22 protein-coding genes are annotated in these 24,133 nt (G+C 71.8%); 14 read left to right on the plus strand and 8 right to left on the minus strand.

The window, feature by feature from the left end; genetic code table 11:
* Positions 1 to 7 precede the first annotated feature (7 nt).
* Entirely contained in the window at positions 8 to 1,588 is a 1,581-nt protein-coding gene (locus VZF99_RS15480; protein ID WP_407336146.1) for an ABC transporter permease, read from the plus strand.
* Complete coding sequence (locus VZF99_RS15485) at positions 1,581 to 2,714, plus strand: ABC transporter ATP-binding protein (protein WP_407335282.1); 1,134 nt, start codon at positions 1,581 to 1,583, stop codon at positions 2,712 to 2,714. Before VZF99_RS15480 ends, VZF99_RS15485 begins: the two co-directional genes overlap by 8 nt.
* A gap of 225 nt (positions 2,715 to 2,939) precedes the next feature.
* On the opposite strand, the gene VZF99_RS15490 is transcribed toward VZF99_RS15485, so the two are convergent.
* Both VZF99_RS15490 and VZF99_RS15495 read right to left on the minus strand, forming a co-directional pair.
* Positions 2,940 to 3,773 (minus strand): SDR family NAD(P)-dependent oxidoreductase, encoded by an 834-nt coding sequence (locus VZF99_RS15490; RefSeq protein WP_120285536.1) that lies wholly within the window; start codon positions 3,771 to 3,773, stop codon positions 2,940 to 2,942.
* Entirely contained in the window at positions 3,770 to 5,356 is a 1,587-nt protein-coding gene (locus VZF99_RS15495) for a flavin-containing monooxygenase (RefSeq protein WP_407335283.1), read from the minus strand. Before VZF99_RS15495 ends, VZF99_RS15490 begins: the two co-directional genes overlap by 4 nt.
* 90 nt (positions 5,357 to 5,446) lie before the next feature.
* Between VZF99_RS15495 and VZF99_RS15500 the strand changes: the two genes are divergently transcribed.
* The 4 genes from VZF99_RS15500 to VZF99_RS15515 all read left to right on the plus strand — a co-directional run bounded on the left by VZF99_RS15500 (position 5,447) and on the right by VZF99_RS15515 (position 9,932).
* Positions 5,447 to 6,484 carry an AraC family transcriptional regulator gene (locus VZF99_RS15500; protein WP_407335284.1) on the plus strand — a complete coding sequence of 346 codons (1,038 nt, stop codon included), beginning with the start codon at positions 5,447 to 5,449 and terminating at the stop codon, positions 6,482 to 6,484.
* A complete protein-coding gene (locus tag VZF99_RS15505) occupies positions 6,481 to 7,137 on the plus strand; it encodes a TetR/AcrR family transcriptional regulator (RefSeq protein ID WP_120285539.1) in 657 nt (218 codons plus the stop codon). Before VZF99_RS15500 ends, VZF99_RS15505 begins: the two co-directional genes overlap by 4 nt.
* Before the next feature lie 236 nt (positions 7,138 to 7,373).
* Entirely contained in the window at positions 7,374 to 8,363 is a 990-nt protein-coding gene (locus VZF99_RS15510; protein WP_253002737.1) for a diiron oxygenase, read from the plus strand.
* A gap of 9 nt (positions 8,364 to 8,372) precedes the next feature.
* Positions 8,373 to 9,932 carry an FAD-dependent oxidoreductase gene (locus tag VZF99_RS15515; RefSeq protein ID WP_407335285.1) on the plus strand — a complete coding sequence of 520 codons (1,560 nt, stop codon included), beginning with the start codon at positions 8,373 to 8,375 and terminating at the stop codon, positions 9,930 to 9,932.
* Positions 9,933 to 9,982: 50 nt separating this feature from the next.
* Here VZF99_RS15515 and VZF99_RS15520 read toward each other — a convergent pair whose 3' ends face one another.
* From VZF99_RS15520 to VZF99_RS15535, 4 genes are all read right to left on the minus strand, one after another.
* Entirely contained in the window at positions 9,983 to 10,783 is an 801-nt protein-coding gene (locus tag VZF99_RS15520) for a hypothetical protein (protein WP_147368237.1), read from the minus strand.
* A 114-nt stretch (positions 10,784 to 10,897) separates the two neighbouring features.
* Positions 10,898 to 12,343, minus strand: coding sequence for a protein adenylyltransferase SelO (locus VZF99_RS15525; RefSeq protein ID WP_407335286.1), 1,446 nt, complete (start codon positions 12,341 to 12,343; stop codon positions 10,898 to 10,900).
* The gene (locus tag VZF99_RS15530) at positions 12,340 to 12,945 is read right to left on the minus strand and encodes a potassium channel family protein (protein ID WP_407335287.1); all 606 of its coding nucleotides are present in this window, start codon (positions 12,943 to 12,945) and stop codon (positions 12,340 to 12,342) included. Before VZF99_RS15530 ends, VZF99_RS15525 begins: the two co-directional genes overlap by 4 nt.
* Before the next feature lie 153 nt (positions 12,946 to 13,098).
* Positions 13,099 to 13,494 (minus strand): hypothetical protein, encoded by a 396-nt coding sequence (locus tag VZF99_RS15535; protein WP_407335288.1) that lies wholly within the window; start codon positions 13,492 to 13,494, stop codon positions 13,099 to 13,101.
* A 145-nt stretch (positions 13,495 to 13,639) separates the two neighbouring features.
* On the opposite strand from VZF99_RS15535, the gene VZF99_RS15540 reads away from it, so the two are divergent.
* From VZF99_RS15540 to VZF99_RS15565, 6 genes are all read left to right on the plus strand, one after another.
* Positions 13,640 to 15,118 carry a sodium:glutamate symporter gene (locus VZF99_RS15540; protein ID WP_185951655.1) on the plus strand — a complete coding sequence of 493 codons (1,479 nt, stop codon included), beginning with the start codon at positions 13,640 to 13,642 and terminating at the stop codon, positions 15,116 to 15,118.
* Positions 15,119 to 15,173: 55 nt separating this feature from the next.
* Positions 15,174 to 15,389, plus strand: coding sequence for a hypothetical protein (locus tag VZF99_RS15545; protein WP_120285546.1), 216 nt, complete (start codon positions 15,174 to 15,176; stop codon positions 15,387 to 15,389).
* Positions 15,389 to 15,685: a hypothetical protein gene (locus VZF99_RS15550; protein WP_096906501.1), complete on the plus strand. Its 297-nt coding sequence runs from the start codon at positions 15,389 to 15,391 to the stop codon at positions 15,683 to 15,685. The genes VZF99_RS15545 and VZF99_RS15550 overlap by 1 nt, the downstream gene beginning before the upstream one ends.
* Positions 15,682 to 16,212 carry a bifunctional adenosylcobinamide kinase/adenosylcobinamide-phosphate guanylyltransferase gene (locus VZF99_RS15555; protein ID WP_407335289.1) on the plus strand — a complete coding sequence of 177 codons (531 nt, stop codon included), beginning with the start codon at positions 15,682 to 15,684 and terminating at the stop codon, positions 16,210 to 16,212. Before VZF99_RS15550 ends, VZF99_RS15555 begins: the two co-directional genes overlap by 4 nt.
* Positions 16,213 to 16,220: 8 nt before the next feature.
* Complete coding sequence (locus VZF99_RS15560; RefSeq protein WP_407336147.1) at positions 16,221 to 17,114, plus strand: dihydrodipicolinate synthase family protein; 894 nt, start codon at positions 16,221 to 16,223, stop codon at positions 17,112 to 17,114.
* 84 nt (positions 17,115 to 17,198) lie between these two features.
* A complete protein-coding gene (locus VZF99_RS15565) occupies positions 17,199 to 19,370 on the plus strand; it encodes a bifunctional lysylphosphatidylglycerol flippase/synthetase MprF (protein ID WP_407335290.1) in 2,172 nt (723 codons plus the stop codon).
* 167 nt (positions 19,371 to 19,537) lie between these two features.
* Here the strand turns inward: VZF99_RS15565 and VZF99_RS15570 are convergent, their stop codons facing one another.
* Together VZF99_RS15570 and VZF99_RS15575 are read right to left on the minus strand one after the other, a co-directional pair.
* Positions 19,538 to 20,317 carry a dienelactone hydrolase family protein gene (locus VZF99_RS15570; protein WP_407335291.1) on the minus strand — a complete coding sequence of 260 codons (780 nt, stop codon included), beginning with the start codon at positions 20,315 to 20,317 and terminating at the stop codon, positions 19,538 to 19,540.
* 131 nt (positions 20,318 to 20,448) lie between these two features.
* The gene (locus VZF99_RS15575; protein WP_407335292.1) at positions 20,449 to 22,221 is read right to left on the minus strand and encodes a phosphoenolpyruvate--protein phosphotransferase; all 1,773 of its coding nucleotides are present in this window, start codon (positions 22,219 to 22,221) and stop codon (positions 20,449 to 20,451) included.
* A gap of 140 nt (positions 22,222 to 22,361) precedes the next feature.
* Between VZF99_RS15575 and VZF99_RS15580 the strand changes: the two genes are divergently transcribed.
* Both VZF99_RS15580 and VZF99_RS15585 read left to right on the plus strand, forming a co-directional pair.
* Positions 22,362 to 23,129 (plus strand): DeoR/GlpR family DNA-binding transcription regulator, encoded by a 768-nt coding sequence (locus VZF99_RS15580; protein ID WP_407335293.1) that lies wholly within the window; start codon positions 22,362 to 22,364, stop codon positions 23,127 to 23,129.
* Entirely contained in the window at positions 23,126 to 24,085 is a 960-nt protein-coding gene (locus tag VZF99_RS15585) for a 1-phosphofructokinase family hexose kinase (RefSeq protein WP_407335294.1), read from the plus strand. The genes VZF99_RS15580 and VZF99_RS15585 overlap by 4 nt, the downstream gene beginning before the upstream one ends.
* Positions 24,086 to 24,133 lie beyond the last annotated feature (48 nt).

A 24,133-nucleotide genomic window follows, 5' to 3' on the forward strand; every position in this document is an offset into this window, starting at 1 on the left:
GGGCGTCATGGTCGTGCCCCTGGCCCTGGTCATCTCCCTGGGGCTGGGGGCGAACCACCTCCCTGAACTCATCGAGCAGGGCCTGCTCCGCGCCACCGCCAACAGTCTCGTCAGCTCACTGCTCTCGGCGATCGGGGCGGTCATCATCGGCACGCTGATGGCGTTCCTGCTCGACCGCACCGACCTGCCCGGTCGCGGCGCGCTCCGACTGTTGCTGCTCACCCCGCTGTTCATCCCGCCGTTCATCGGCGCCATCGCGTGGAGCGGCCTGCTCACCGACGGTGGCCTGGTGGACCGGGTGCTGGGGTTCTCCCCGTGGAACTTCTACGGCGGGCCCGGGGTGGTCTTCCTCCTCACCCTGCACGCCTACCCGATGGCCTACTTCGTGGTGGCCGCGGCGCTGCGCAGGATCCCCGCCGAACTGGAGGAGGCGAGCCGCCTCTCCGGTGCCCGGCCGTCGCGGACGCAGGTCGACATCACGCTGCCGCTGATCCGCCCGGCCATGGCGGCGGCGTTCACCCTGACCTTCGTCAGCGGGATCGGCGACTTCGGCATCCCCGTCATCGTCGGCCTCCCGGCCGGGTACGAGACGCTCTCCACCATGGTCTACCGGTTCCTCGAGTCGGGTTCCGTGGCCTCACCGCTGCAGACCGTCTCCCAGATCGGGGTGGTGCTGCTCCTGCTCGGCGTGCTGGGCACGCTGCTGGACCGGCAGGTCACCAAGGGGTCCGTGGAGTTCGGCGGCACCGGACGTCCCGCCGACCCCCAGTCCCTCGGCCGTGCGCGCGTCCCGCTCGGGGTGATCGCGTGGGTCGTCAGCGTCGTGGTGACCCTCGCCCCGCTCGTCGGGCTGGCCGTCCGGGCGCTCCTGCCCGCCCCGGGGGTCCCGCTCACCCTTGAGACCGCGACCCTGGACAACTTCCGCCGCGCGCTCACCGCCTCGACCACCATCGACGGCGTGACCAACTCCGTGGTGCTCGCGCTCGGCGCCGCCGTGGTCTGCGGCGTCCTCGGCCTGCTCGTCGCGCTGTTCACCACGCGGTTGGCCGGTCGTGACCGGGAGCCGATGCTCCTGTCGGTGCTGCTCCCGCAGGCCGTGCCGGGCCTCGTGATCGCCACCGGGTGGCTCATCCTCGGCCGCTACACCGGGCTGTTCAACACCCGCTGGGTCATCCTCGGCGCGTACGTCACGGCGTTCACGGCGATCGTCGTCCAGACCGTCCGCGGACCGCTCGCGGGGATCCACTCGTCGATGGAGGAGGCCGCGCGGATCGGCGGGGCGAAGGCGCTGCGCTCCCGCCTCGACACCAGCGTGCGCCTGGCGTTGCCGTCGGTCGGGATCGGCATGATCATGGTCGCGGTGACGGCGGTCCGCGAACTCACGCTCTCGGTCCTGCTCGTCGCGCCCGGCACCCAGACCCTCGGCGTGGTGATCTTCCAGTACCAGCGGGCGGGGGACTACAACGCCTCCTCCGCCCTGTCCGTGGTCCTCATGGTGGTGGGACTGCTGGTCCTGGCCGCCTTCGGCGCCCGCTACAGCCGACCCGCCACCGGGTCCGAATCCGCACCCAGGAGTATCCGTGCCTGAACTCGTCGCCCACGGCGTCGGCGTCCGCTTCGGCGAGACCGTCGCCCTCGACAACCTCGACGTGCGGGTGGACTCCGGCCGGATCCTCGCGCTCGTGGGGCCGTCCGGGTCCGGCAAGTCCACCTTCCTGCGCGCCATCGCCGGATTCGAACGACCCACCGCGGGAACGATCCGGGTCGGCGACAGGACCCTGGTCGGTGACGGCATCCACCTCCCGCCCGAGGAACGGGGTCTCGGTATGGTCTTCCAGCACCACGCCGTGTGGCCGCACCTCAGCGTGGAGGACAACGTCGCCTACCCCCTGCGGCGTGCGAAGGTCCCGGCCGCCCAGCGGCGTCGACTCGTCGCGGAGGCACTCGAGACCGTCGAACTGGGCGACTTCGCCCGTCGTCGCCCCGACACCCTGTCCGGCGGCCAGCGGCAGCGGGTCTCGCTCGCCCGGGCGATCGTCGCGCGGCCGGGGGTGCTGCTCCTCGACGAGGCCCTGTCCGCACTCGACGAACCCCTCCGCGCGTCCCTCCGACTCATGCTCCGCCGGCTGGCCGCCGAGCACGACCTCACGATGGTCCACGTGACCCACGACCGCGGTGAGGCACTGGCGATCGGGGACGAGGTGGCCGTTCTCCACCGGGGCCGGCTGGTGCAGTGCGACGTGCCCGACCAGCTCGACGCCGCGCCGAACAGCGCGTTCGTCGCGGGCTTCCTGCACGATGCCACACTCGTCGACGGGACCGTCTCCGGTGACGGGTTCCGGTCCGAGTCCGGCGGGATCACCCTGCGCCCCGACGCGCTGACCGGGCCGGCCGGGTCCGTGACGGGCCCGGCGACGCTCGCCCTCCTGCCGGCAGGGCTCGCCCTGTCCGCTCCCGGCGCCGGGGTCGAGACCGCGGCCGGATCAGAATTCGGGCCGGGGGTCGGGGCCGGTCCGGGGGTCGGGGCCGGGCCCGACCGGATCGGCGCGGAGTTCGTCACCTCGCTGTACGGTCGTAGCGGTCGGACCGTCATCTGCCGGCACGGGGACATCGAGCTGCGGGTCCTCGTGCCGACGGGCACCGCCGTGCCGACGCGGGTGGGCGAGGCCGTGGGGATCGACGTACGCCGCGGGTTCGTCTACCCACGCGACTGAGACGGGAGCCCGAGCCCACGGACCCGAACCCCGGGCCCACAGCCCACAGCCCACGGCCGCGGGGCTCATGGGTCGATCAGCTCCTGGTTGTCGTCACGCAGGTCCACGGCGCACCACTGAGGGGAGCGGGTGATGATCTTGTCCGGCCGAGCAGAGGAATTCGCCTGTATCGCCCGAGTGGCCCGGCGCGAAATCCTCTGCTCGGCCGCAGTAGGCCGTCCCTGCTCAGCGGCCGCGCGCCACGACTCTGCCGATGAGGCGCGTCGAGCCCAGGAAGGGCACGCGGGTGAAGCGCTTGGAGTACCAGAAGAACGTCGCCAGGGCGTCGGGCGTGATCACCACTCGCCGGGCCTCGATGCCACGCACCGATCGCCGCGCGATGATCTCCGACGTCAACCGCGTCCGCGACAGCAGCTTGCGTGCCATCTCGTCCGCCCGCGCGTCCTCACCGGACAGGGAGTCCGCCAACCCGGACCGGAAGAACTGCGGGCAGATCACCGACGTCGACACCCCGCGGGGCCGCAGCTCGGCGTCCAGGGTCTCCCCCAACGCCACCGCCGCGGCCTTGGTCGCGTTGTAGGCGCCCATCTGCGGAGCGTGCACCAGGCCGGCGGCCGAGGCGGTGATGACCAGACGGCCCCCACGGCCGAGTTTCGGCGCGAGCGCCCGGCAGCCGCGCACCACCCCGAGCAGGTTGATGTCCACGATCCGCTGCCACGCCTCCATCGAGGTGGAGCCGAGCGCACCGCCGATCGCGATCCCCGCGTTGTTGACGAGGATGTCCAGCGACTCGATCTCCTCCGCGGCGGCCCGCCAGTCGTCATCCGAGGTGACGTCGACCCGGCGGTACGTCCACCGCCCCACCAGTTCCTGCACGGCGGGCGGGGGCTCGGCGTGGACGTCCGTGAGGATCACCTCGTCCCCGAGTGCCAGGTACTCCCTGGCCAGCGCCAACCCCAACCCCGACGCGGCACCGGTGATGAACACGCGCCTGCCACCACCGTCGGCGACCGCCCGCCCGGACCGTTCGGCACTCTTCCGTGGGAGAAATCGGCTCATGCGGTGGCCACCTCGTCGTCGTGGTCGTCTTCGTGATCCTGTGCGTCCTCGACCTGCCCACCGTCGCGGCCGACGCCGACCGCCTCGCGCCCACGGCGCGCGTCGGTGAGCTCCACCCGGTCCCCGAACGCCATCTCGCGGCGCTGGTCACCGAAGGCAAGCTCGGGGATCTCCACCAGGAAGTTCTGGACGTAACGCCACGGGCGGGTCGTGCCCTGCTTGGGGAACTTGTGGCCGTCACGCTGGATGTACCCGGCGTCGAAGTCCAGCAGGAGCTGGTCGGCGGGCCCGGCGGGAGGGCGCGGCGCGTACACCGACTCGCCCGCCTTCCAGAGCTTGACCATGTACCGGGAGACCAGATCCGCGCGCAGTGTCCAGGACGAGTTGATGTAGCCGACCGTGAAGCTGAAGTTGGGCACTCCCGCCAGCATCATGCCGCGGTAGGTCGCCAACCTCGGGACGTCCAGCGCCTCGCCGTCGATGCTCAACGTGCCGCCGCCGAACGCCTCGAGCCGCAGGCCGGTGGCGGAGATGATGACGTCGGCCTCGATCTCCTCACCCGACCGCAGACGGATCCCGGCCGGCGTGAACCGGTCGATGTGCCCGGTGACCACCCGTGCGCCACCACGCTGGATCGCCCGGAAGATGTCCCCGTCGGGGGCCTTGCACACACGCTGGTCCCACGGCCGGTACGGCGGCGTGAAGTGCTCGTCGATCTGTTCGGACGAGATGTAGCGCCTCTGCATGAGCCGCAGCCCGGCCTTGAACAGCCAGGGCAGCCGCTGTGCGATGACGAACTGGGCGGTGTCCCGCGCACCGTGGTTGAGGCGCGCCGCCCGGTAGCTCCACGGAGCGGGCAGCAGTCGGCGCCACACCGCGCTGATGAGGTCCTTCTCCGGCAGCGGGCCGACATAGCTGGGGGTGCGCTGGAGCATGGTCACGTCCGCGCCCAGCTCGGCGAGCGCCGGCACCAGCGTCACGGCCGTCGCGCCCGACCCGATCACCACGAACTTCCGGCCGGTGTAGTCGAGGTCGGCGGGCCACTGCTGGGGGTGGATGATCTCGCCGCGAAAATCCGCCTCGCCGGGGAACTCGGGGCGGAACCCCTCGGCGTGCGAGTAGTAGCCGGAGCCGAAGTGCACGCGCCGCGCCCACACGATGCGTTCGCCGTCATCGGTCACGCAGGTGATCCGGTACAGCTGGTGGTCACTGCGCCAGTCCGCGTCGGCGACCCACGAGCGCAGGTGCAGGCGGTCCAGCGCGCCGGCGTCGCGGGCCGTGTCGCGGAGGTACTCCTTGATCTCCGCGCCGCTGCCGAGGGTCGAGGCGTGTGGCCAGGGCCGGAACGGGAACCCGAAGGTCGCCATGTCCGAGTCCGAGCGGATGCCGGGGTAGCGGAACGTGTGCCACGTGCCCCCCAGGTCGTCATGGGCGTCGTGCATCTCCCATCGCCAGTCGGGGAACGCCTCGTGCACGTGGTGGGCCAGGTCGATGCCGGACAGGCCCGCCCCGACGATCAGCAGGTCCAGCGGGTCTCCGGGCGCTGCGCCCGGGCCGTCCGGACGTTCGGTGGAATTGATCATGACCGGTACGGTATCCGCCGACGACACCGCAGGCTTGCCAGAATGCGCCAATAAGTTGCTCGATCGCGCCAAGTGCCGCAGGGTGGTCCCATGGCGTTCATCCGATCGGCCGGCCTGCGCGGGGTCCGGCAGGTGGTCACCGAACTCGGCGGCGACCCCAACGACCTGGCCCGCCGGTCCGGGCTCCCCGCCGGCGCGCTCGACAGTGACGAGATCCTGGTGGAGGACCTGTCGATCGCCCTCCTGCTGGAGACCGCTGCCGCGGAGCTCCGGTGCCCCGACCTGGGACTGCGCGTCGCCGGGCACCAGGATCTCGACATGCTCGGCCCGGTCGCCGTGGCCGTGAAGAACGCCCGGACCACCACGCAGGCGCTCGAGATGACCTCCAAGTACCTGTTCTTCCACTCCCGCTCGATCGAGATCACCGTGGTGCCCGATCCGCGCGACGAGGCCGACATCCTGGGGGTGCGGTTCGGCTACCGGGACCCCGGGCAGCTCATCCCGCCGCAGACGGTGGATCTCGTCCTGCTCTTCCTTCACCGCGCCATGCGCAGTGTGCTCGGCGGGGACTACGGCCTGGTGTCCGTCGACCTGCCCAACCCGCTCAACACCGACGCCGCGCGGTACGAATCGCTCTTCGGCGCGCCGGTCACGCCGTCCACCCCGGCCGCGGTGCTGCGCGTACCGTCCGCCCTCCTGGGCCGCACCATCTCCGGCGGCGACGAGGCGGTCCAGCAGCTCGCCCTGCGGTACCTGGACCAGCACATCCCCGAGGACCGGCGGAACATGACCGAACGGACGCGGGCGGTCCTGCACCAGTCCCTCGACACCGGCACCTCGTCGCTGCCCCGGGTCGCAAGATTGCTCTCGGTCTCCCCCCGCACGCTGCAACGCGGACTGGCCGGGGAGGGCACGAGTTTCGCGACACTGCGGGACGAGGTCCGCCGCGACATCGCAGTGCGCCTGCTCACCACGACGGAGATCCCGCTGGCCCAGATCGCCTCGGCGCTGGCCCTCGGCGACGCCACGACGTTCAGCCAGTACGCGAGGCGCTGGTGGGGGATGACCGCACGCGAGTTCAGGCACGGGCACACGACCCCGCCCGGAGTGGGACAATCGCGCACATGAGCGACACCCCCGCGTCCGACCCGTTGGCGATGTTGCGTTCCGGGCGAAGCCTCCCGGACGGCACCTCGATGGACGACCCCATCCGGGAGCAGATCCTCGACGCGGCGTCCGCACAGTTCGAGAGCGTGGGGATCGCCCGGTCCACGATGAACGACATCACCCGGCGGGCCGGGCTGGCGCGGATGACGCTGTACCGGCGCTTCGCCAACAAGCAGGAACTGGTCGAGGCGACGCTGCTGCGCGAAGCCGCCTGGTTCCTCGCCGACCTGCAGCGGGAGATCGACGCCCACGCCACGGTGGAGGACAAGCTCACCGAGGGCTTCGCGTTCACCGTCGAGACGCTCCGCGACCACGACCTGCTCAACCGCCTGCTGGAGACCGAGCCGGAGGCGACCGTCCCGCACTTCACGGTGCAGGGGGCGCCGCTCATCACCGCCGCCGCACACTTCCTGGCCGCCGAGATCTCGCGGACCGTCCCCGACTCCCGCCCCTACGAGGAACTGCTCGTCGGGGCCGAGCTCACGGTCCGCCTCGTCATCTCGTTCGTCCTCACGCCGTCGACCGCCATCGATCTGGACGACCCGGAGGTCTCGCGGGCGTTCGCACGCACCCACCTGGGCCCGCTGCTCGGCGGTGGACTCGCCGAGGGCTGACCCGCACCGCCGTGCAGAGCCCCGCCGCGCAGAGTCTCGCCGCGCGGAGTCTCGCCGCGCAGAGTCTCGCCGCGCGGAGTCTCGCCGCGCAGATCTGAACCGAACCTCATGAATGGTTGACGAATCGCCTCTGCGTGTCTAGCGTCAGGTACAAATAGATCACGGATGTCACTCTGTCACCGTCGATCTGCAGTCCACGCTCCCGATCCACGAGTCGGGAACCGGAAGGATGAGCCATGACCGCTGTCGCCCCCTCCCCGTCGGCCACCACCGAGGAGTACGAGGACACGCTCCGGCGCCTGTCGCACGCCTCGGTCCACCGCAGCTTCGACGCCTTCAAGGACATCCCGTGGGACGACCCGGACTTCGCGGTGGACCCCACCGACGAGCGCTGGATCCTGCCCGCCGGGATCGACCCGCTCGGCGGCCACCCGTGGTACCTGGGGCTGCCCCGGGAGAAGCAGATCGCGATCGGCCTGTGGCGTCAGGCCAACATCATGAAGGTCGGCCTGCAGTTCGAGAACATCCTCATCCGCGGGATCATGCAGTACGTCTTCAAGAGCCAGAACGGCGCCGCGGAGTTCCGGTACCTCACCCACGAGGCCACCGAGGAGTGCCACCACACCCAGATGTTCCAGCAGGGCGTGAACCGCATCGGCGCCGATGTGCCCGGCATGCCGCGGTGGATCCGGCGGCTGTCCCCGATCATCCCGCTCGCCGCGGGCCCGTTCCCGGTGGCGTTCTTCATCGGCGTCCTGGCCGGTGAGGAACCCATCGACCACACCCAGAAGCAGGTCCTGCGCAACTCGGACACCCTGCCGCCGGTCCTGTCCCGGATCATGGAGATCCACGTGGCCGAGGAGGCCCGGCACATCTCGTTCGCGCACACCTACGTGGCGCGCAACGCCCCCAAGCTGAGCCGCGGCCAGGCGATGACCGTCTCACTGGCCTTCCCCGTGATCATGCGGGTGCTGTGCGACGCGATCCTCAAGCCCACCAAGGAGTTCCGCGAGACGTTCGACATCCCGGACGAGGTCGTCCGCGAGCTGTACTGGGACAGCCCCGAGTCGCAGCGGTTCCTGTCGGACCTCTTCGGCGACGTCCGCAAGCTCGCCGAGGACTCGGGCCTGATGAACCCGGCCGCGCGGCGGGTGTGGAAGGCGCTGAAGATCGACGGGCGCCCCTCCCGGTACCGCGGCGAGCCGCCCGTGGCGTTCCGCGACTAGGCCGCCGACATGCCCCACGTCGTCACACAGGCCTGCTGCGCGGACGCCTCATGCGTCCACGCCTGCCCGGTCAACTGCATCCACCCGACCCCCGACGAGCCCGACTTCGCCACCGCCGAGATGCTCTACATCGACCCGGTGTCCTGCGTGGACTGCGGGGCGTGCGTGGGGGCGTGCCCGGTCGGGGCGATCGTCCCCCACACCGCGTTGACCCCCGAGCAGCAGGACTTCCTCGGGATCAACGAGGCACTGACCGGGGACTACCGGCCGAGCAGGCCCCAGGCCCGCGTCCCCACGATCGTCCGCCTCGGGCCCACCCGGACGACCCTGCGGGTCGCGGTCGTGGGAGCCGGCCCCGCCGCGCTGTACGCGGCCGACGAACTCCTCCGCCAGCCCGGCGTGGAGGTGACGGTGTTCGATCGGCTCCCCGTCCCCCACGGGCTCGCCCGACATGGGGTGGCGCCCGACCACACCAGCACCCGCGCGGTCGCGGACCTGTTCACCGCGATCGAGGAGCAGCCCGGGTTCGGCTACCGGCTCGGCGTGCACGTCGGCGAGGACATCACCGCCGAGGAGGTGGCGGCCCACCACCATGCGGTGGTGTACGCGACCGGGGCCGGGACGGACCGCCCCCTGGACATCCCGGGGGTCGACCTGCCGGGGAGCACGTCGGCCACGCGGGTCGTCGGGTGGTACAACGACCATCCCGACCACGCCGACGCCGACGTCCCGCTGGATCACGAGCGGGCGGTGATCGTCGGCAACGGCAACGTGGCACTGGACGTCGCCCGGATCCTGGCCACCGACCCGGAGCGGCTCGCGGGCACCTCCATCGCCCGCCATGCCCTCAAGGCGCTGCGCGGCAGCCGGGTCCGCGAGGTCGTGGTTCTCGGCCGTCGCGGCCCCGAGCACGCGGCGTTCACCCTGCCCGAGCTGGTCGGACTCGACGCACGGGAGGACATCGACCTGCGCGTCGACGCCCCCGACGGCATCGACCCGGACGCCGCGACCACCAGACAGGGCCGCCTGAAGCTGGAACTCCTGGCCCGGATCGCCGACCGGCCGAGCCGCGGGACCGCGGAGACGACCCCTCGTCGCCGGATCATCCTGCGTTTCGCGACCGCGCCCGTGGAGGTCGTGGGCACCGCGCGGACCGAGGGCCTGCGGGTCGTGCGCACGGAACCGGTCACCGACCCCGACGGCCGGGTGCGCGCCGTGCCCCGCCCGGGCTCCGAGGAGACCCTCGCGGCGGGCCTGGTCCTGGGCTCGGTGGGCTACCGCGGCGTGGCGGTGCCCGGGGTGCCGTTCGACCCCGCGTCCGCGACCATCCCCAGCCGCGAGGGCCGCGTCCTCGACGCCGCCGACGGCCGCGAGGTGCCCGGGCTCTACGTGGTCGGGTGGATCAAGCGGGGTCCGCGCGGGTTCATCGGCTCCAACAAGACGTGTGCGCGCGAGACGGTCAACTCTCTGCTCGCCGACGCGAACGAGGGTCGCCTACCCACTCCGGGCCCGGCCGCGCGGTTCGAGGAGTTGCTCCGGAGCCGCCGTCCGGTCCCGGCGACCGTCTAGCCGTACCGAACCGTCCAGCTGTACCGAACCGCCTGGGTGTACCGAACCGCTCAGGCGGCCTGGTCGGCCGCGACCTGATCCGCGATGACCCTCGCGAGCCGCGCCAGCGGGGAGGCACCGTCGACGTCGGCTTCGTACAGAGCGGCGTACCCCGCGTCGCGATAGGTCAGCAGGGTGTCGGTGACGTCGTCGAGCTGACGGAGCAGATGGGGCGACCACCGCCCGGGATGCTCCACGACGTGCAGACGCAGGGCGACCCGGGTGCGGGAGTCGGGGAGGTTCTCGATCAGCTCGTCGTAGACCTGGACGGGCGTCAGGTCCGAGTCCCTCACGGCGCCGCGGAGAAGGTTCGACGGCTGCACGCCGCTCAGCGGATCGCCCGGCACCGACACCCAGTGGGTGCGCTCGGGGATCGGTCCGCGGCGCGGTCCCGCCACGCCCTGCCCGCCCGGATCGGACGTGCCGACGAGCCAGCGGTCGCGCGGCCGGAACGGGTCGGCGACCAACCCCACGGCGGCGACCCGGTCGAGATCCTCCGGGTGGGCGTCCATCCAGTCGTGGATCACCCGGGTGCCGCAGCACGCCCCGATGAGCACGAGGTCGTCGGACGGGTGGAGATGGACGAGGCGGTTGAGGTCGGCCACCCCGGCCGCGGACGCCGATTCCCAGGTGTGCGACCGCCGGAGCCGACCCGACCCGGGCGCCGGCCACTGCACCCGAACGGCCTCCCGGGCACCTGTCCATTCAACGAGGTCGTCGACGAACCGTCCGAGAATGGCCGTGGGTTGGCGGTACCCGCCGTCGCTGTCCGCGATGAGTAGTCGCACGTGGTGGCCTCCCGCCCGTCTCACGGCCCGGCCGTAAGATTGATGTGACAACCTCATTGTCGTACGAACGGCTGACAAACAGCACCCACGGAAGATAAATGTTTCGTATCAATACGCGCGTACTGCTGGGGAGGCGCGTCAGGTACCGCAGTAGGTGACGTGCGGCGCGGCCTCGGGAGGGGCGGGACGTTCATAGCGCTCGTAACCGGCGCGCCGGGTGTAGGGGTCGGTGACGACGACGAGGAGTTCCGACAGCGGCCCCATGTCCCCTGCCGTGGCCGCGTCGAGGGCCTCCTCGACGAGATGATTGCGCGGGATGTAGATCGGGTTGACCCGGTCCATCGATCCCCGGTCGGGTCGACGGGCCCGCCATGTCGTCAACCAGCCGTCCGCGAGCGCTCCGACCAGCTCGCGCACCGGCTGATCATCCCCGTCCGCGGCCGCCCCGAGCGCGCGGAAGAAACCGGTGTAGTCGGCCCGCGTCGCACTGAGCAACCGGGACAGCTCGTCGATGAGGTCGGTCGCCTCGGTGTCCCCGACCTCGTCCGGCAGGCCGATCTTGGCGCGCATCCCGGCCGTCCACGCCCGCTGGTAGTGCTCCGGGAACGTACCCAGCATCTCGGTGAGGAGTCGGACCGCCTCGTCCTGGTCGGGGTCGACCAGCGGGACGAGGGTCTCGGCGAACCGGGCGAGGTTCCACTGCAGTACGGGCGGCTGGTTGGCGTAGGCGTAGCGGCCGCCGGTGTCGATGGAACTGAAGACCGTGGCCGGGTCGAACTCATCCATGAAGGCGCACGGCCCGTAGTCGATGGTCTCGCCCGAGATGGTGGTGTTGTCCGTGTTCATGACGCCGTGGATGAACCCCAGGAGCATCCAGCGGGCCACGAGCTCGGCCTGGTCGCGGAGCACGGAGGCGAACAGCTCCAGGTACGGGTTCTCCGCGTCGGCGGCGTGCGGGTGATGCCGGGCGATGGCGTGGTCGGCCAGCCGACGCAGCAGCTCGTCGTCGTCGACCGATCGCGCGAACTGGAACGTCCCCACCCTCAGGTGGCTCGCGGCGACGCGCGCCAGCACCGCGCCCGGCAGCGGCGACTCGCGGTGGACGGTGTTCCCTGTGGCCACCACGGCGAGCGAGCGAGTGGTGGGCACGCCGAGCGCGTGCATCGCCTCGCTGATGACGTACTCGCGGAGCATGGGGCCGACCGCGGCCAGCCCGTCGCCGCCGCGGGCGAACGGCGTGCGCCCCGAACCCTTGAGGTGCAGGTCACGACCATCGGGCAGCTCACCCATCAGCAGGGCCCGCCCGTCGCCGAGCCGGGGCGAGTAGCCGCCGAACTGGTGGCCGGCATAGGCCTGGGCGACCGGTGTGGCCCCGTCCGGCACGTGAGTGCCCGTCAGCACCCGCACGCCCTCCTCGCCACGCAGGTATTCGGCGTCCAGGCCGAGCTCGTCGACCAGCGCGTCGTTGAGCACGAGTAGCCGCGGCCCGGTCGCCTCCGCGGCCTTCCACGGCACGCCCAGTTCCGGGAACTCGCTCGCGTACCGGGTTCCGAGAGTGAGGGGGCGTGCGGTGTCCGTGGTCATGGCCCCGACGATACGGACGAGCCGCCGGGCGGGTCGGCGCGTGGACCGGGCTCACCGGGTCCGGCCCGGTCCACTCCCGCACCATCGCGTTCGGCGATCCTCTCCAGGAGCCACGAGGCGAGCGTCGCCGTGACCACGCCCAGCAGGGCGATCCCGCCGAACATGAGCCCCACCGCGATCGTGCGTCCCACCGGGGTCACCGGCGAGTAGTCGCCGTACCCCACGGACGTCACCGTCACGGTCGCCCACCACAGGGACTCACCCCATGTCTGGATCGACGCCCCCGATGCCCCACGTTCCGCGTTCAACACCGCGAGCGAGGACACCACGAGCAGGACCGCCGTCCACCCCGCGGCGTAGGTGATCGCCTGACCGCGCACCACCGTGCCCGCCGACCGCCTCATCCCGCCGAGCAGGGTCACCAGCCGGAGAAGTCGCAGCGGTCGCAGGACCGGCAGAGCGATGACCGCGAGGTCGTACCAGTGCCTGAGCAACCACGGTCCGCGCCGCTCCGCCAACGCCAACCTGACCACGAAGTCCACGGCGAACAGAACCCAGGTCCCCGCCATCACGATCCGGGTGACCACTCCCACCGGACCCACGGGTTGTCCGACCACCATCACCGCGTAGGCGACCAGGAAGGCCAGAGCGGCGCCGATCAGGGGTCACTCCGCCAACTCCTTCCACCGTGTCTCCGCCACCCGTCGATGATCCCCCCGGGCGCGGCGCGGTGGCCTCGGACACGCGTGATGGCCTCAGAAGTACTGCGACCCGCCGTCGATGCTGATGTGCTCGGCGGTGATGAACGTCGTGCCCATGAGGTTGAGCGGGGGGTTCGACTCGCCGACCGCCTCCAACGTGCTCACCATGTCTCCACCGCCCATCGGGGTGGCCACGCCGCCGGGGTGGATGCTGTTGACCCGGACATTCTTCGGGCCGAGTTCCACCACTGCGTCGTCGACGATCTTCCTCATGCCCTCGAGGTCGCGGACGTCCCCGACGGACAGTAGCGCGCGTCGCCCCTGGGCCTCGACCAACCGGCGGGTCCCGTCCGGGTCCTCCGGGGCGGCCAGGCGGACGGCGTGCGTCCTGCCCTGCCCGCGGGCGACCCCCGCGACGAACGTGACCTCGCCGTCGAGTTGTGCCGCCATGCCGAACGCCAGTCCTCGCCACGGTCTGCCACTGAAGATGGGCGCGACCGTCCCGAGAAGTGGGCGGATCGGGGCCTATTCGCGCGCCCGGCGGATAGGTTCGGGAGGACACCGCAAGCCGCACATCCGGAACCGAGGTCACCCAATGTCCGCAAATGCTGTGGGATTCGCCCTTCTCATCCTCGGACTGGCGTTGTTGATCGGGAAGATCATCCGCGTCAAGGTCGGGATCGTGCAGTCCCTGTTCCTCCCCAGCTCCATCGTCGGTGGTGCACTGCTCCTCCTGCTCGGGCCGGAGGTCCTGGGCAGGTTCAACGGACCGTGGGGCGAGAACGGGCTCTTCACCGAACCGATGGTGGAGGTGTGGTCCTCCCTCCCGGGCCTGCTCATCAGCGTCATCTTCGCCACGATGTTCCTCGGCCAGGACCTGCCGCGCCCCTCCCGGGCCGTCAAGCTCGTCGGTCCGCAGCTCTCCCTCGGCGTGGCCCTGGGCTCCGGGCAGTACGTCGTCGGACTGTTGCTGGCCGCCCTGATCCTCGTGCCCCTGCTCGGCGCCTCACCCATGACGGGCGCCCTCATCGAGATCGGCTTCGAGGGCGGGCACGGAACCGCGGCCGGCATGCGGGGCGTGTTCGAGGAACTCGGGTTCACGGTGGGGGCCGACCTCGCCGTCGGCATGGCCACGGTGGGCATCGTCGGTGGCATCGTGCTCGGCATCGCCCTGATCAACTGGGGCGCCCGCACCGGCAGGACCGAGCTCATCAGCGGCAGCGCCAAGATGTCCATCAGCGAGCAGAAGGGCCTGTTCCGCGAGGACGAGTACTACTCGGCGGGCAAGATGACCTCCCGCCCGTCGTCGGTGGAGCCGCTGTCCCTCCACGTCGCGCTGGTAACCCTGGCGATCCTCATCGGTCTGGGGATCCTCGAGGGTCTGCGATGGATCGAGCAGGCCACCTACGCGTCGGTCATGCTCGACGAGAACACCCCGCTGGAGATCTTCGCCTACGTACCGCTGTTCCCCATCGCCCTGCTCGGCGGCGTCATCGTCCAGGTGGTCGCGACCAAGCTGGGCGTGGCACACGTGATCGACCCGCAGATCATGCTGCGGATCCAGGGCTGGGCGCTCGACTTCCTCATCGTCGCGGCGATCGGCACCCTGTCCCTGCAGGCGATCGGCGAGAACATCGGCGCCTTCACGATCCTCGCCGTGGCCGGCATCCTGGTCAACGTCGGCATCTTCCTCTGGCTGGCACCGCGGATCATCGGCCGCTACTGGTTCGAGCGCGGCATCGGAGACTTCGGCCAGTCGATGGGCGTCACCGCCACCGGCCTCATCCTCATGCGCATCGTCGACCCCGATGCCCAGAGCCCCGCGTTCGAGGCGTTCGGCTACAAGCAGCTCGTCTTCGAACCGTTCTTCGGCGGCGGACTCGTCACAGCGATGGCCGTGCCGATCATCTTCCTCACCGGCGTCTGGCCGCTGTTCCTCACCATGCTGGTCGTCTTCCTCGTCGCCGTCCTGTCCGGACTGCTCTACTTCCGTCCCAGGGAGATGAAGGAACGGGCCGAGTGGAAGAAGGCCGGGAAACCGGAGGACGAATCCGACACCGCCACCGCGAGCTGACCACGGCGGCCCGGCAGCGCCTAGGATAAGAGAAATCCTATCTGGGAGGTGCGCCGTGGCCACGAAGAAGCGCTGGAACGACCTGACCGACACGCAGAAGACGGTCCTGCTCACCCTCATCTCGGTGCAGGTGTCACTCGCTGCGACCGCGTGGGCGGACCTCGCCTCCCGGCCCGCGGCGAAGGTGCGTGGCTCCAAGGGCAAGTGGGCCGCGATCATCGCGATCAACTTCATCGGGCCGCTCCTCTACTTCACCCGCGGGCGGCGGTAGTGAACACCCGGTCACGGGCCGGGCTGGCCGCCGGTGTCCTCCTCGTCGTCGTCCTCACCCTCGGCGCGTGCGCGGCCGGACCCAACGTCGACGTCGCCCCCACCGGCGCCGGGTTCCTCCTCGGCCTGTGGCACGGGATCATCCTCCCCGTCACCTTCGTCATCTCCCTCTTCACCGACACCGTGACGATCTACGAGGTGAACAACAACGGCAACTGGTACGACTTCGGCTTCGTCGTGGGACTGGCCCTGTTCTCCGGCCCGGCCCTCGCCGGCGGCCGGGGGCGGCGGGGATGACGCGCGTCCTGGTGACCGGCGGCGTCCGATCCGGCAAGTCCCGGCACGCGGTGCGACTGCTCGGCGGCACCGACACGGTGACGTTCGTCGCGCCGGGCCGCCCCGCCCACGAGCTCGACGACCCCGACTGGGCAGCACGCGTCGACCACCACCGGGCACACCGGCCCGCGGGATGGCGCACCCTGGAATCCCCCGATGTGGCCTCCGCGCTGCGCCACGCCCCCGGCCCGGTCCTCATCGACTGCCTTGGCACGTGGCTCACCGCCACCGTCGACGACCTGGGACTGTGGGACGCCCCCGCCGACGAGGCGCGCGCCGCCGTCGACGAACGGACCGACGCCCTCTGCGCCGCCCTCATCGCCCGCGACGACGTGGTGCTGGTGACCAACGAGGTCGGTTCCGGGGTCGTGCCCCCGTACCGCTCGGGCGGCGTGTTCCGGGACCTGCTGGGGGCGCTCAACCAGGCCGTCGCCGAGTGCTGCGACGAGGTGCACCTGGTGGTGTGCGGGCGGGTTCTCACGCTGTGACCGGGCACGTGACGACCGGCCTGAGCGCCTTCCCGCTCACACCTATGAGCGATGACCGGGTCGACGAGAGCGCCTATGCGGCGATCATCGAGCGACTGGTACGCGCGGGCGTCGACTCGATCGGTGCGCTCGGTTCCACCGGTTCGTATGCCTACCTCGACCGCGAGGAGCGGCGCCGGGTCGCCGAGGCGACCGTCCGACACGCGGCGGGGGTTCCGGTGATCGTCGGGATCAGTGCCCTTCGGACCTCCCACGCGCAGGCCCTCGCCCACGACGCGCAGGCGGCCGGCGCCTCGGCGGTGATGCTCGCGCCCATGAGCTACCAGCCGCTCACCGACGACGACATGATGGGCCTGTACACGGACGTCGCCGGTGAACTCTCCGTGCCACTGGTGGTCTACGACAACCCCGGCACCACCCGTTTCGGATTCACGCCCGAGCTCTACCTGCGACTGGTCGAACTCCCGCAGGTGGCCTCGATCAAGATCCCGCCGCCGCCGGCGGAGCCCGCAGCGGCGCGTGAGCACCTCGCCCGACTGCGCTCCGCGGTGCCCGAACGTGTGGGCCTGGGGGTCTCCGGCGACCCCTCGGCCGCGGCGGCACTGCTCGCGGGCTGCGACAGCTGGTACTCGGTGCTGGCCGGCACCGTCCCGGGCCCCGCCCTGGCGATCGCGCGGGCGGCGCTGTCCGGTCGGGCCGAGGAGGCGTTGGCCGAGTCCGCCGGGCTGGCGCCGCTGTGGGAACTCTTCTCCGCGCACGGCAGCCTGCGGGTGGTCGCGGCCGTCGCCGAGATCCTCGGGCTGGCCGCGGAGAACTGTCTGCCCCGGCCCGTGCTCGGCCTCACCGGTGCCGACCGGACGTCCGTAGAGACGGTGGTCACAGCCCTTTCGCTGGGGAAATAACCGCACACTCATGCCGACGGCTCCATACTTGGACCATCCGCCCCCACCCCGGCCCCTCGCCGTGCGCCGCCCCCGGAGGACCCCGTGAGCACCGACCAGCTGACAGAGAAGTCCGACGAGCCCGCCGCGCCCTCACCCGTGACCGTCGCCGCCCGCGCGGTCGCCACGGCGGCGCGACGGCTCCCCGTCACGGCGGTGATCGTCGCCGCGCTGCTCGTCACCGGAGTGGCGTTGGAGGCCCTGTGGCGCAGCGCCCGCGACGCCACCTGGTTCCCCGACGTCGCCTACGGTGTGCCCGCGCTGGAGGGCGGCCGCTGGTGGACACTCGTGACCGGGCCCTGGCTCGGGCTAACCCCGCTGCAGCACGTGTCCCTGCTGGTGCTGGTGGCGGCGGGCATCGGGATGGGCGAGTGGCGCCTGGGCCCGGTGCGTACGGCACTGACCGCGGCCGGCGGGCAGCTCATCGGCGTGCTCGGGGCGGTCGCCGTGATCGTCCCCGGCGACGCGGTCGGCTGGGAGTGGGCCACGGAGCTGTCGGTGGTGCTGGACGTCGGCTGCTCGACCGCGGTGATCGCCGTGCTCGCCGCCGCCACGGCCACCCTCGTCTCGCCCTGGCGACTGCGCGCGCGGGCGCTGCTCTACGGCTATGTGATCGTGTCGTTCCTGTTCGTCGGGAGCCTGGCCGACCTCACCCACTTCATCGCGTTCGTGGTGTTCCTCGCCGTCGGCGAGCGGTTCTTCTCCGGCACCGAGCACGGCCTGCGGCCGCGGACGCGACGGGAGACCCGGCTCGTGGTGTCGGCGGGCATGTGGTTCATCGCCGCGGTCCACGTGGTGGTGTACTTCCTGCCCTCCGACGGCCCCCTCGGGCCCACCGAGGCCGAGGACGTGAACCTGGTCGGTATGCTCCTGTCCGTCCTCATCGCCGCGGCCACGGCGGAGCTGCTGCGCCGTGGCTACCGGGCAGCGTGGGGCGTGGCCCTCGCCTATGCCCTGGTCACCGCGGTGGTCACCCTCGTCGTCACGGTCCTGGTCGTCGCCGCGGACTTCGAGTCCCTCGGCGCCGTCACCCTCGGTACCGGTCTGCTCTGGGTGGGCGAGGCCGTGCTGCTGGTGGTGGGCCGGGGCGCGTTCGGCGTGCGGGTGCGGCGACGGGTGACCGGGTCGCGCGTCCACTCGGACGACGTGGTGGAGCGCGTCCGTGAGCTCATCCGTCGCCACGGAGGCAGCACGATGTCGTGGATGATCACGTGGCAGCCGATGAACTACTTCTTCGGCGCGGGCACGAGCACCGCGGGTCCCGATTCGGCGGGCGTCGTGGGGTACCGGATGCACGTCGGCACCATCATCGCGCTGGCCGACCCGGTCGCCGACCCCGCCGATCGCGACGTGCTGCTGAGTTCGTTCGTCGACTTCGCCGAGGCGCAGGCCGCCGTCCCGTGCCTGTTCTCGGTATCCGGGGAGACGGCCGACCGGATGCGCGCGCACGGGTGGCGGGCGCTGCAGATCGCCGAGGACACCATCATGGATCTTCCCGACCTGGCCTTCGCGGGCAAGAAGTGGCAGAAGATCCGGTCCGCGATGAACAAGGCGGACAAGAGCGGCACCACCTACGTTTCGGGGCTACTGCGCGAGCAACCCGCGGCGGTGCTGGCGCAGGTGCGGGAGATCTCCGAGCAGTGGGTCGGAGACAAGGAGCTGCCGGAGATGGGTTTCACGCTCGGCACGGTCGAGGAGGCGCTCGACGACGACGTCCGCATCGCGCTGGCCGTGGACTCCGGCGGGGTGGTCCAGGCGGCGCTGTCCTGGCTGCCGGTCTACCGCGGCGAGCCCGACGGTGGCGTACGCGGCTGGACCCTGGATCTCATGCGCAAGCGCAACGGCCCCGGCGCGAACAACATGGTCGAGTTCCTCATCGCCCGCTCCGCGCTGGAGTTCAAGGACGAAGGCGCCGACTACGTCTCGTTGTCCGGTGCCCCGTTGGCGCGTAGTGGCGACGACGACGAGGTGGCCGTCCTCGACCGCGGACTCGATCTGCTGGGTCAGGCACTCGAGCCCTACTACGGGTTCCGGTCGCTCCACCAGTTCAAGTCGAAGTTCAATCCGAGGATCGAGCCCGTCTACCTGTGTTTCCGCGACGAGGCGGACCTGCCGCGGATCGGTGTGGCGATCGGCCGGGCGTACCTGCCGGGAGCGACGACCCGCCAGCTCGCGGCCCTGGCCCGCTCGGGCCCCTCGGAGACCGTCGACGTCTGACGTCCCGGGGCGGGACGCACCACTGCGCCCCGGACCTCCCGGCATCCGCTCCCGCGCCTGGCGCCTCGCGTGCCCCGGCGGGCAGGCGAGAGTTCATCGTGACGGGCGGGAGTAACCGAGGGGCCGTGAGGGCCGCGGTGGGCCGGGGGTCTCCGTCCGGGCTCAGCTCATTCACCGTGGCGCGCGAGGCGCCGTGCCAGGTGCTCGCGCAGGTCCTCGAAGTGCCGTTCCGCGGCGGTCTCGTCGTACATCGACGTATCCGCCATCGAGTACCCGTGGGGGGCACCGGGGTAGACGTCCTGGTCCAGGGGCACACCGGATTCCCGGGCCAGGGACGCGATGACGTCCATCCCTTCCCGCGGCATCGACGGGTCGTCGTCAGCGTGACGCAGGAGGACGGCGGCCCGGGTGGTCGCGAGACTCAGGTGGGGACTGTCGCTCTCGTCCGTCGCCAACCCGCCGCCGTGGAATCCCCCGACGGTGGCGACGCGGTCCGTGTGGTCCCCGCCCGCGCGCAACGCGAGTCGCGCTCCCATGCAGTAGCCGATGACCCCCACGTCGCCGGTGACCCCGGGCAGCGTCAGCAGCGCGTTCAGGTAGGCGGCGGTGTCCGGTCGCGACAGGTCCGAGGTGAGTCCCTCCATCAGAGGGAAGACCTTCGCGATGTAGCCGTCCCGCTCGCCCGGTTCGCGTAGATCGACGGTCGGGGCCAGGTCGTCGACGGTGCCGGAGCGGTAGAAGACGTTCGGCGCGAGGACGACGTAACCCCAGCTCGCGATGCGATCCATCATCGTGCGTATCTGCGGCCTCAGACCGAAGATGTCCGGGAACAGCAGCACGCCCGGCACGTCGTGCTCGGCGGTCTCGGGCCGCGAGACGAACGCCTCCGCGGTGCCGTCCGCCGTGTCGATGGTCTGGTCCACGGTCATGTCGCCACGCAGGTCCACAGTCGAATCCCTTCCGTCGTCACCGACGGTAACTCCGCGATCCGGGCACCACAGCCCGGTCGCGCAGAGCGAGACGGTCGCACCGAGCGGGACGGCCGCGCCGAGCGGGACGGCCGCGCCGAGCGGGACGGTCAGCTTCGTGCGGCCAGCACCGCGTCCCGGGCGTCGAGCGCCGTGTCACTGTCCAACGCCAGGGCCGCGAGCTCCCGGCACTGCTCGAGGGTGGCCCCCGCCAGGGCGGCTCCGACGAACGGCAGCGCGGCGGTGGCCACGGAGAGCGAGCTGACTCCGAGCCCTAGCAGGACGCACGCCAGGTTGGGGTCCGCCGCCGCCTCACCGCACACCCCGACCGGGATCGTGCGACCGTCCGGCGACCGGCCCGCGGCCTCGGCAACCGCCCGGATGAGCCGGAGCACGGCGGGTTGCCAGGGGTCGGTGAGGGCTGCCAGGTCGGACGACATCCGGTCGGCGGCCATGACGTACTGCGTGAGGTCGTTGGTGCCGATCGACAGGAAGTCAACGTGCGGGAGGAACCTGTCGACGGCCACCGCGACCGACGGCACCTCGACCATGATCCCGGGCGTCAGGCCGCGCCGCCGGCACCGGTCGGCGAAGTCGCGGGCCTCGTCGACGGTGGCGACCATGGGGGCCATGACCCACGGTGAGGACTGCGCCCCGCCCACCCGGCGGCCGGCCGCGGCGAGGGCGTCGAGCTGCCGGTCCAGCAGCCCGGGGTCGATGAGATCCACGCGGATGCCGCGGACGCCCAGGGCCGGGTTGTCCTCCTCGGTCATGCCCGCGAACGCCAGCGGTTTGTCCGAGCCCGCATCGAGGGTCCTCGTGACGACCCGGCCGTCCGGGAATGCGGCCAGGACCCGGGCGTAGAGGTCGACCTGCTCGTCGTGGGTCGGTTCGGCGGCCCGGTCGAGGAACGCCAGCTCGGTGCGGAACAGGCCGATCCCGCCGGCCGGGCCCGACGCCGCGTTCTCGGCCCCCTCACCGTCCTGGACGTTGGCCAGCAGGCGCACGGCGTGCCCGTCGGCCAGGACGGCGGGGCCGCTCCAGTCGGCGGCGGCGGCCCGGGTGCGCCGGTCCGCCTCGGCCGCCGCTCGGGCCGGGCCCTCCTCGGGCTCGACGGTGACCGTGCCCGCGGCGGCGTCCACCAGCACGTCGGCGCCGTCGGTGATCGCGGCGAGTCCCCCGGCGGCGACCATGCACGGGATGCCGAGCTGCCGGGCGATGATCGCCGTGTGTGAGGTGGGCCCGCCGTGCTCGCAGACGATCGCCAGCACCATGGCCGGGTCGAGCCCGGCGGTGTCCGCCGGGGCGAGGTCGTCGGCCATGAGCACGCCCGGCGCGTCGAAGTCGGGGACGCCCGGCTCGGGCAGGCCGCGCAGCTCGGCCACGACGCGCGCGCAGATGTCGCGGAGGTCGGTAATGCGTTCGGCCTGTCGACCGCCGACACGAGCGAACATCGCGGCGAACGTCTCCGTCGCCGCCACGGCCGCGGCCTCGACCGCCGCGCCCTTCTTGAGTTCCTTGACCACCGCCTTGGCCCAGCCGCGGTCGCGGGCGAGGACGGCGTTGGCGGACAGGACCTCTGCGCTGACGCCGGTGGCCAGGGCGGCCCGTTGATCCAGGCGGTCGGCCACGGTCCGGGCCGCCGCGACGAAGCGTTCGCGCCCCCTCTCGACCTGCTCCTCGTCCGGCGCGGCCGCTGCCTCGGTTCCCGCCGCGGCTCCGGTTCCCGCCGCGGCTTCGGCCCCCTCCGCGCCCGCGGCCGCGCCCGCGGCCCCCGGGTCGAGGACATCCTGCCTGACGACCCACCGGGCGGGCCCGTAGGCCAGTCCGGCGACCACGCCGGTGCCGCGGATGACCGTCCCGGACTTCGACTGCTGCGTCATGGGAACTCCTAGCGGACCGGACGCCCTCGTCCGGCTCATCGATCGGTTATGTGACGAGAATAACTAAATCGGCTTGACTTTCCAACCGTATCGGGCAGAATCCAACACAATCGGTCACCACAGCGGAGAGGTCGGAGCCCATGTACGGGAGCGAACGACGGCGACACATCACGGAGGCGCTGGCCGCCTCCGGGCGGGTGACCGTCGCCGAACTCGCGGCCGGCCTCGACGTGAGTGCCGAGACGATCCGCCGAGACCTGTCGCTCCTGGAATCCGAGGGGCACCTCGAACGCACCCACGGCGGGGCGGTCCCGGCGGTGCCCGGTGGCCGCGTCGAACGCACCCTGGCCGCGCGGCGGTCGGAGAACGTGGACGCGAAGTCCGCGATCGGCCGGGCTGCGTTGCGGCTGCTCCCCGCCGTGGGGGGCGCGGCCCTGCTCGATGCCGGCTCCACCACGGACCGCCTGGCCGAATCGCTGCCCGCCGACCACGGCCTCACCCTCATCACGAACTCGGTCCCCATCGCCGACGGCCTGCACCGCGCGGCGTCGGAGGACCTCCACGTCCTCGGCGGGACGGTCCGCGGCCTCACGGGGGCGTGCGTGGGTCCGTCGGTGCTCCGGGCGCTGGAGTCGATCCGGGTCGATGTCGCCTTCGTGGGCACGAACGGCCTCCACCCCGAGCGCGGCCTCACCACCCAGGACCCGGACGAGGCGGCGGTCAAGAACGCCATGTGCCGGGCGGCCCGCCGGGTGGTGGTGCTCGCGGACTCGAGCAAGTTCGGTCACGAGTTCCTGGTCTCGTTCGCCCCGCTGGACGGGGTCGACGTCCTGGTCACCGACGCTCCCCCGCCGGGCCCGCTGGCCACGGCGCTGGACACCCACGGAATCGAGGTCGTGCTGCCATGATCGTCACGCTCACCATGAACCCGTCGGTGGACCGGACCGCGCAGCTGCCCGCGCCGCTCACCGTGGGCGGGGTCAACCGCATCGCGGCCGTCGACGACTCCCCGGGCGGGAAGGGCGTCAACGTCGCCCGCGTCCTCGCCGGCGGAGGGGTCCGGGCGGAGGCGGTGTTCCCGGCCCCGGCGGACGACCCGTTCGTGGCGATGTGCGCCGGGGCCGGCGTCGCGACGTCCGTCGTCCCCGCGCACGGCGCGGTGCGGATCAACCTCACCCTCGCAGACCCCGCCGGAACCACCACCAAGATCAACGCCCCCGGCCCCGAGCTCGACAGCGCCGCGATCGACCGGGCCCGCTCCACGGTCGCCGCCCTAGCCGGTGACGCGGCGTGGGTGGTGCTGTGCGGGTCCCTGCCACGCGGCGTGCCGGACGACTTCTACGCGGACCTGGTCGGTGCACTCCGCCCCGCGGGGGCCCGCCTCGCCGTCGACACCTCCGACGCACCACTGGCCGCCCTCGCGGCACGCCTGCCCGACGCGGCGCCCGACCTGGTCAAACCCAACGGCGAGGAGCTCGGGCAGCTGGCCGGCGTCGACGGCTCCGAGCTGGAGCGTCGCGCCGCCGCCGGTGACACGACCCCCGTGGTGGACGCCGCGCGGGCGTTGCGCGCCCGCGGCGTGGGCGCAGCCCTGGTCACCCTGGGCGGCGCCGGTGCCGTCCTGATCGACGACGACGAGGCGTGGTACGCGAACACCCCACCCGTGCACGTCAGATCCACGGTCGGGGCCGGAGACTCCGCGCTCGCGGGATATCTGCTGGCCGAGTCCCGCGGACTCCCGCCGCGGGACCGGCTGGTCTGGGCGGTCAACCACGGCAGCGTCGCCGCCTCACTGCCCGGTACCGGACTGCCGCTGGGCCTCGACCCGACCACGTTCCGCGCCACCGTGCGGCGACTCGACTGACCCGCCGCACGGGCGCCCAGCACCCACAGACCGCGACCCCCCACCCGG

Origin of the sequence: Dietzia kunjamensis, assembly GCF_045689975.1 — a bacterium.
Taxonomy (GTDB): Bacteria; Actinomycetota; Actinomycetes; order Mycobacteriales; family Mycobacteriaceae; genus Dietzia; species Dietzia kunjamensis.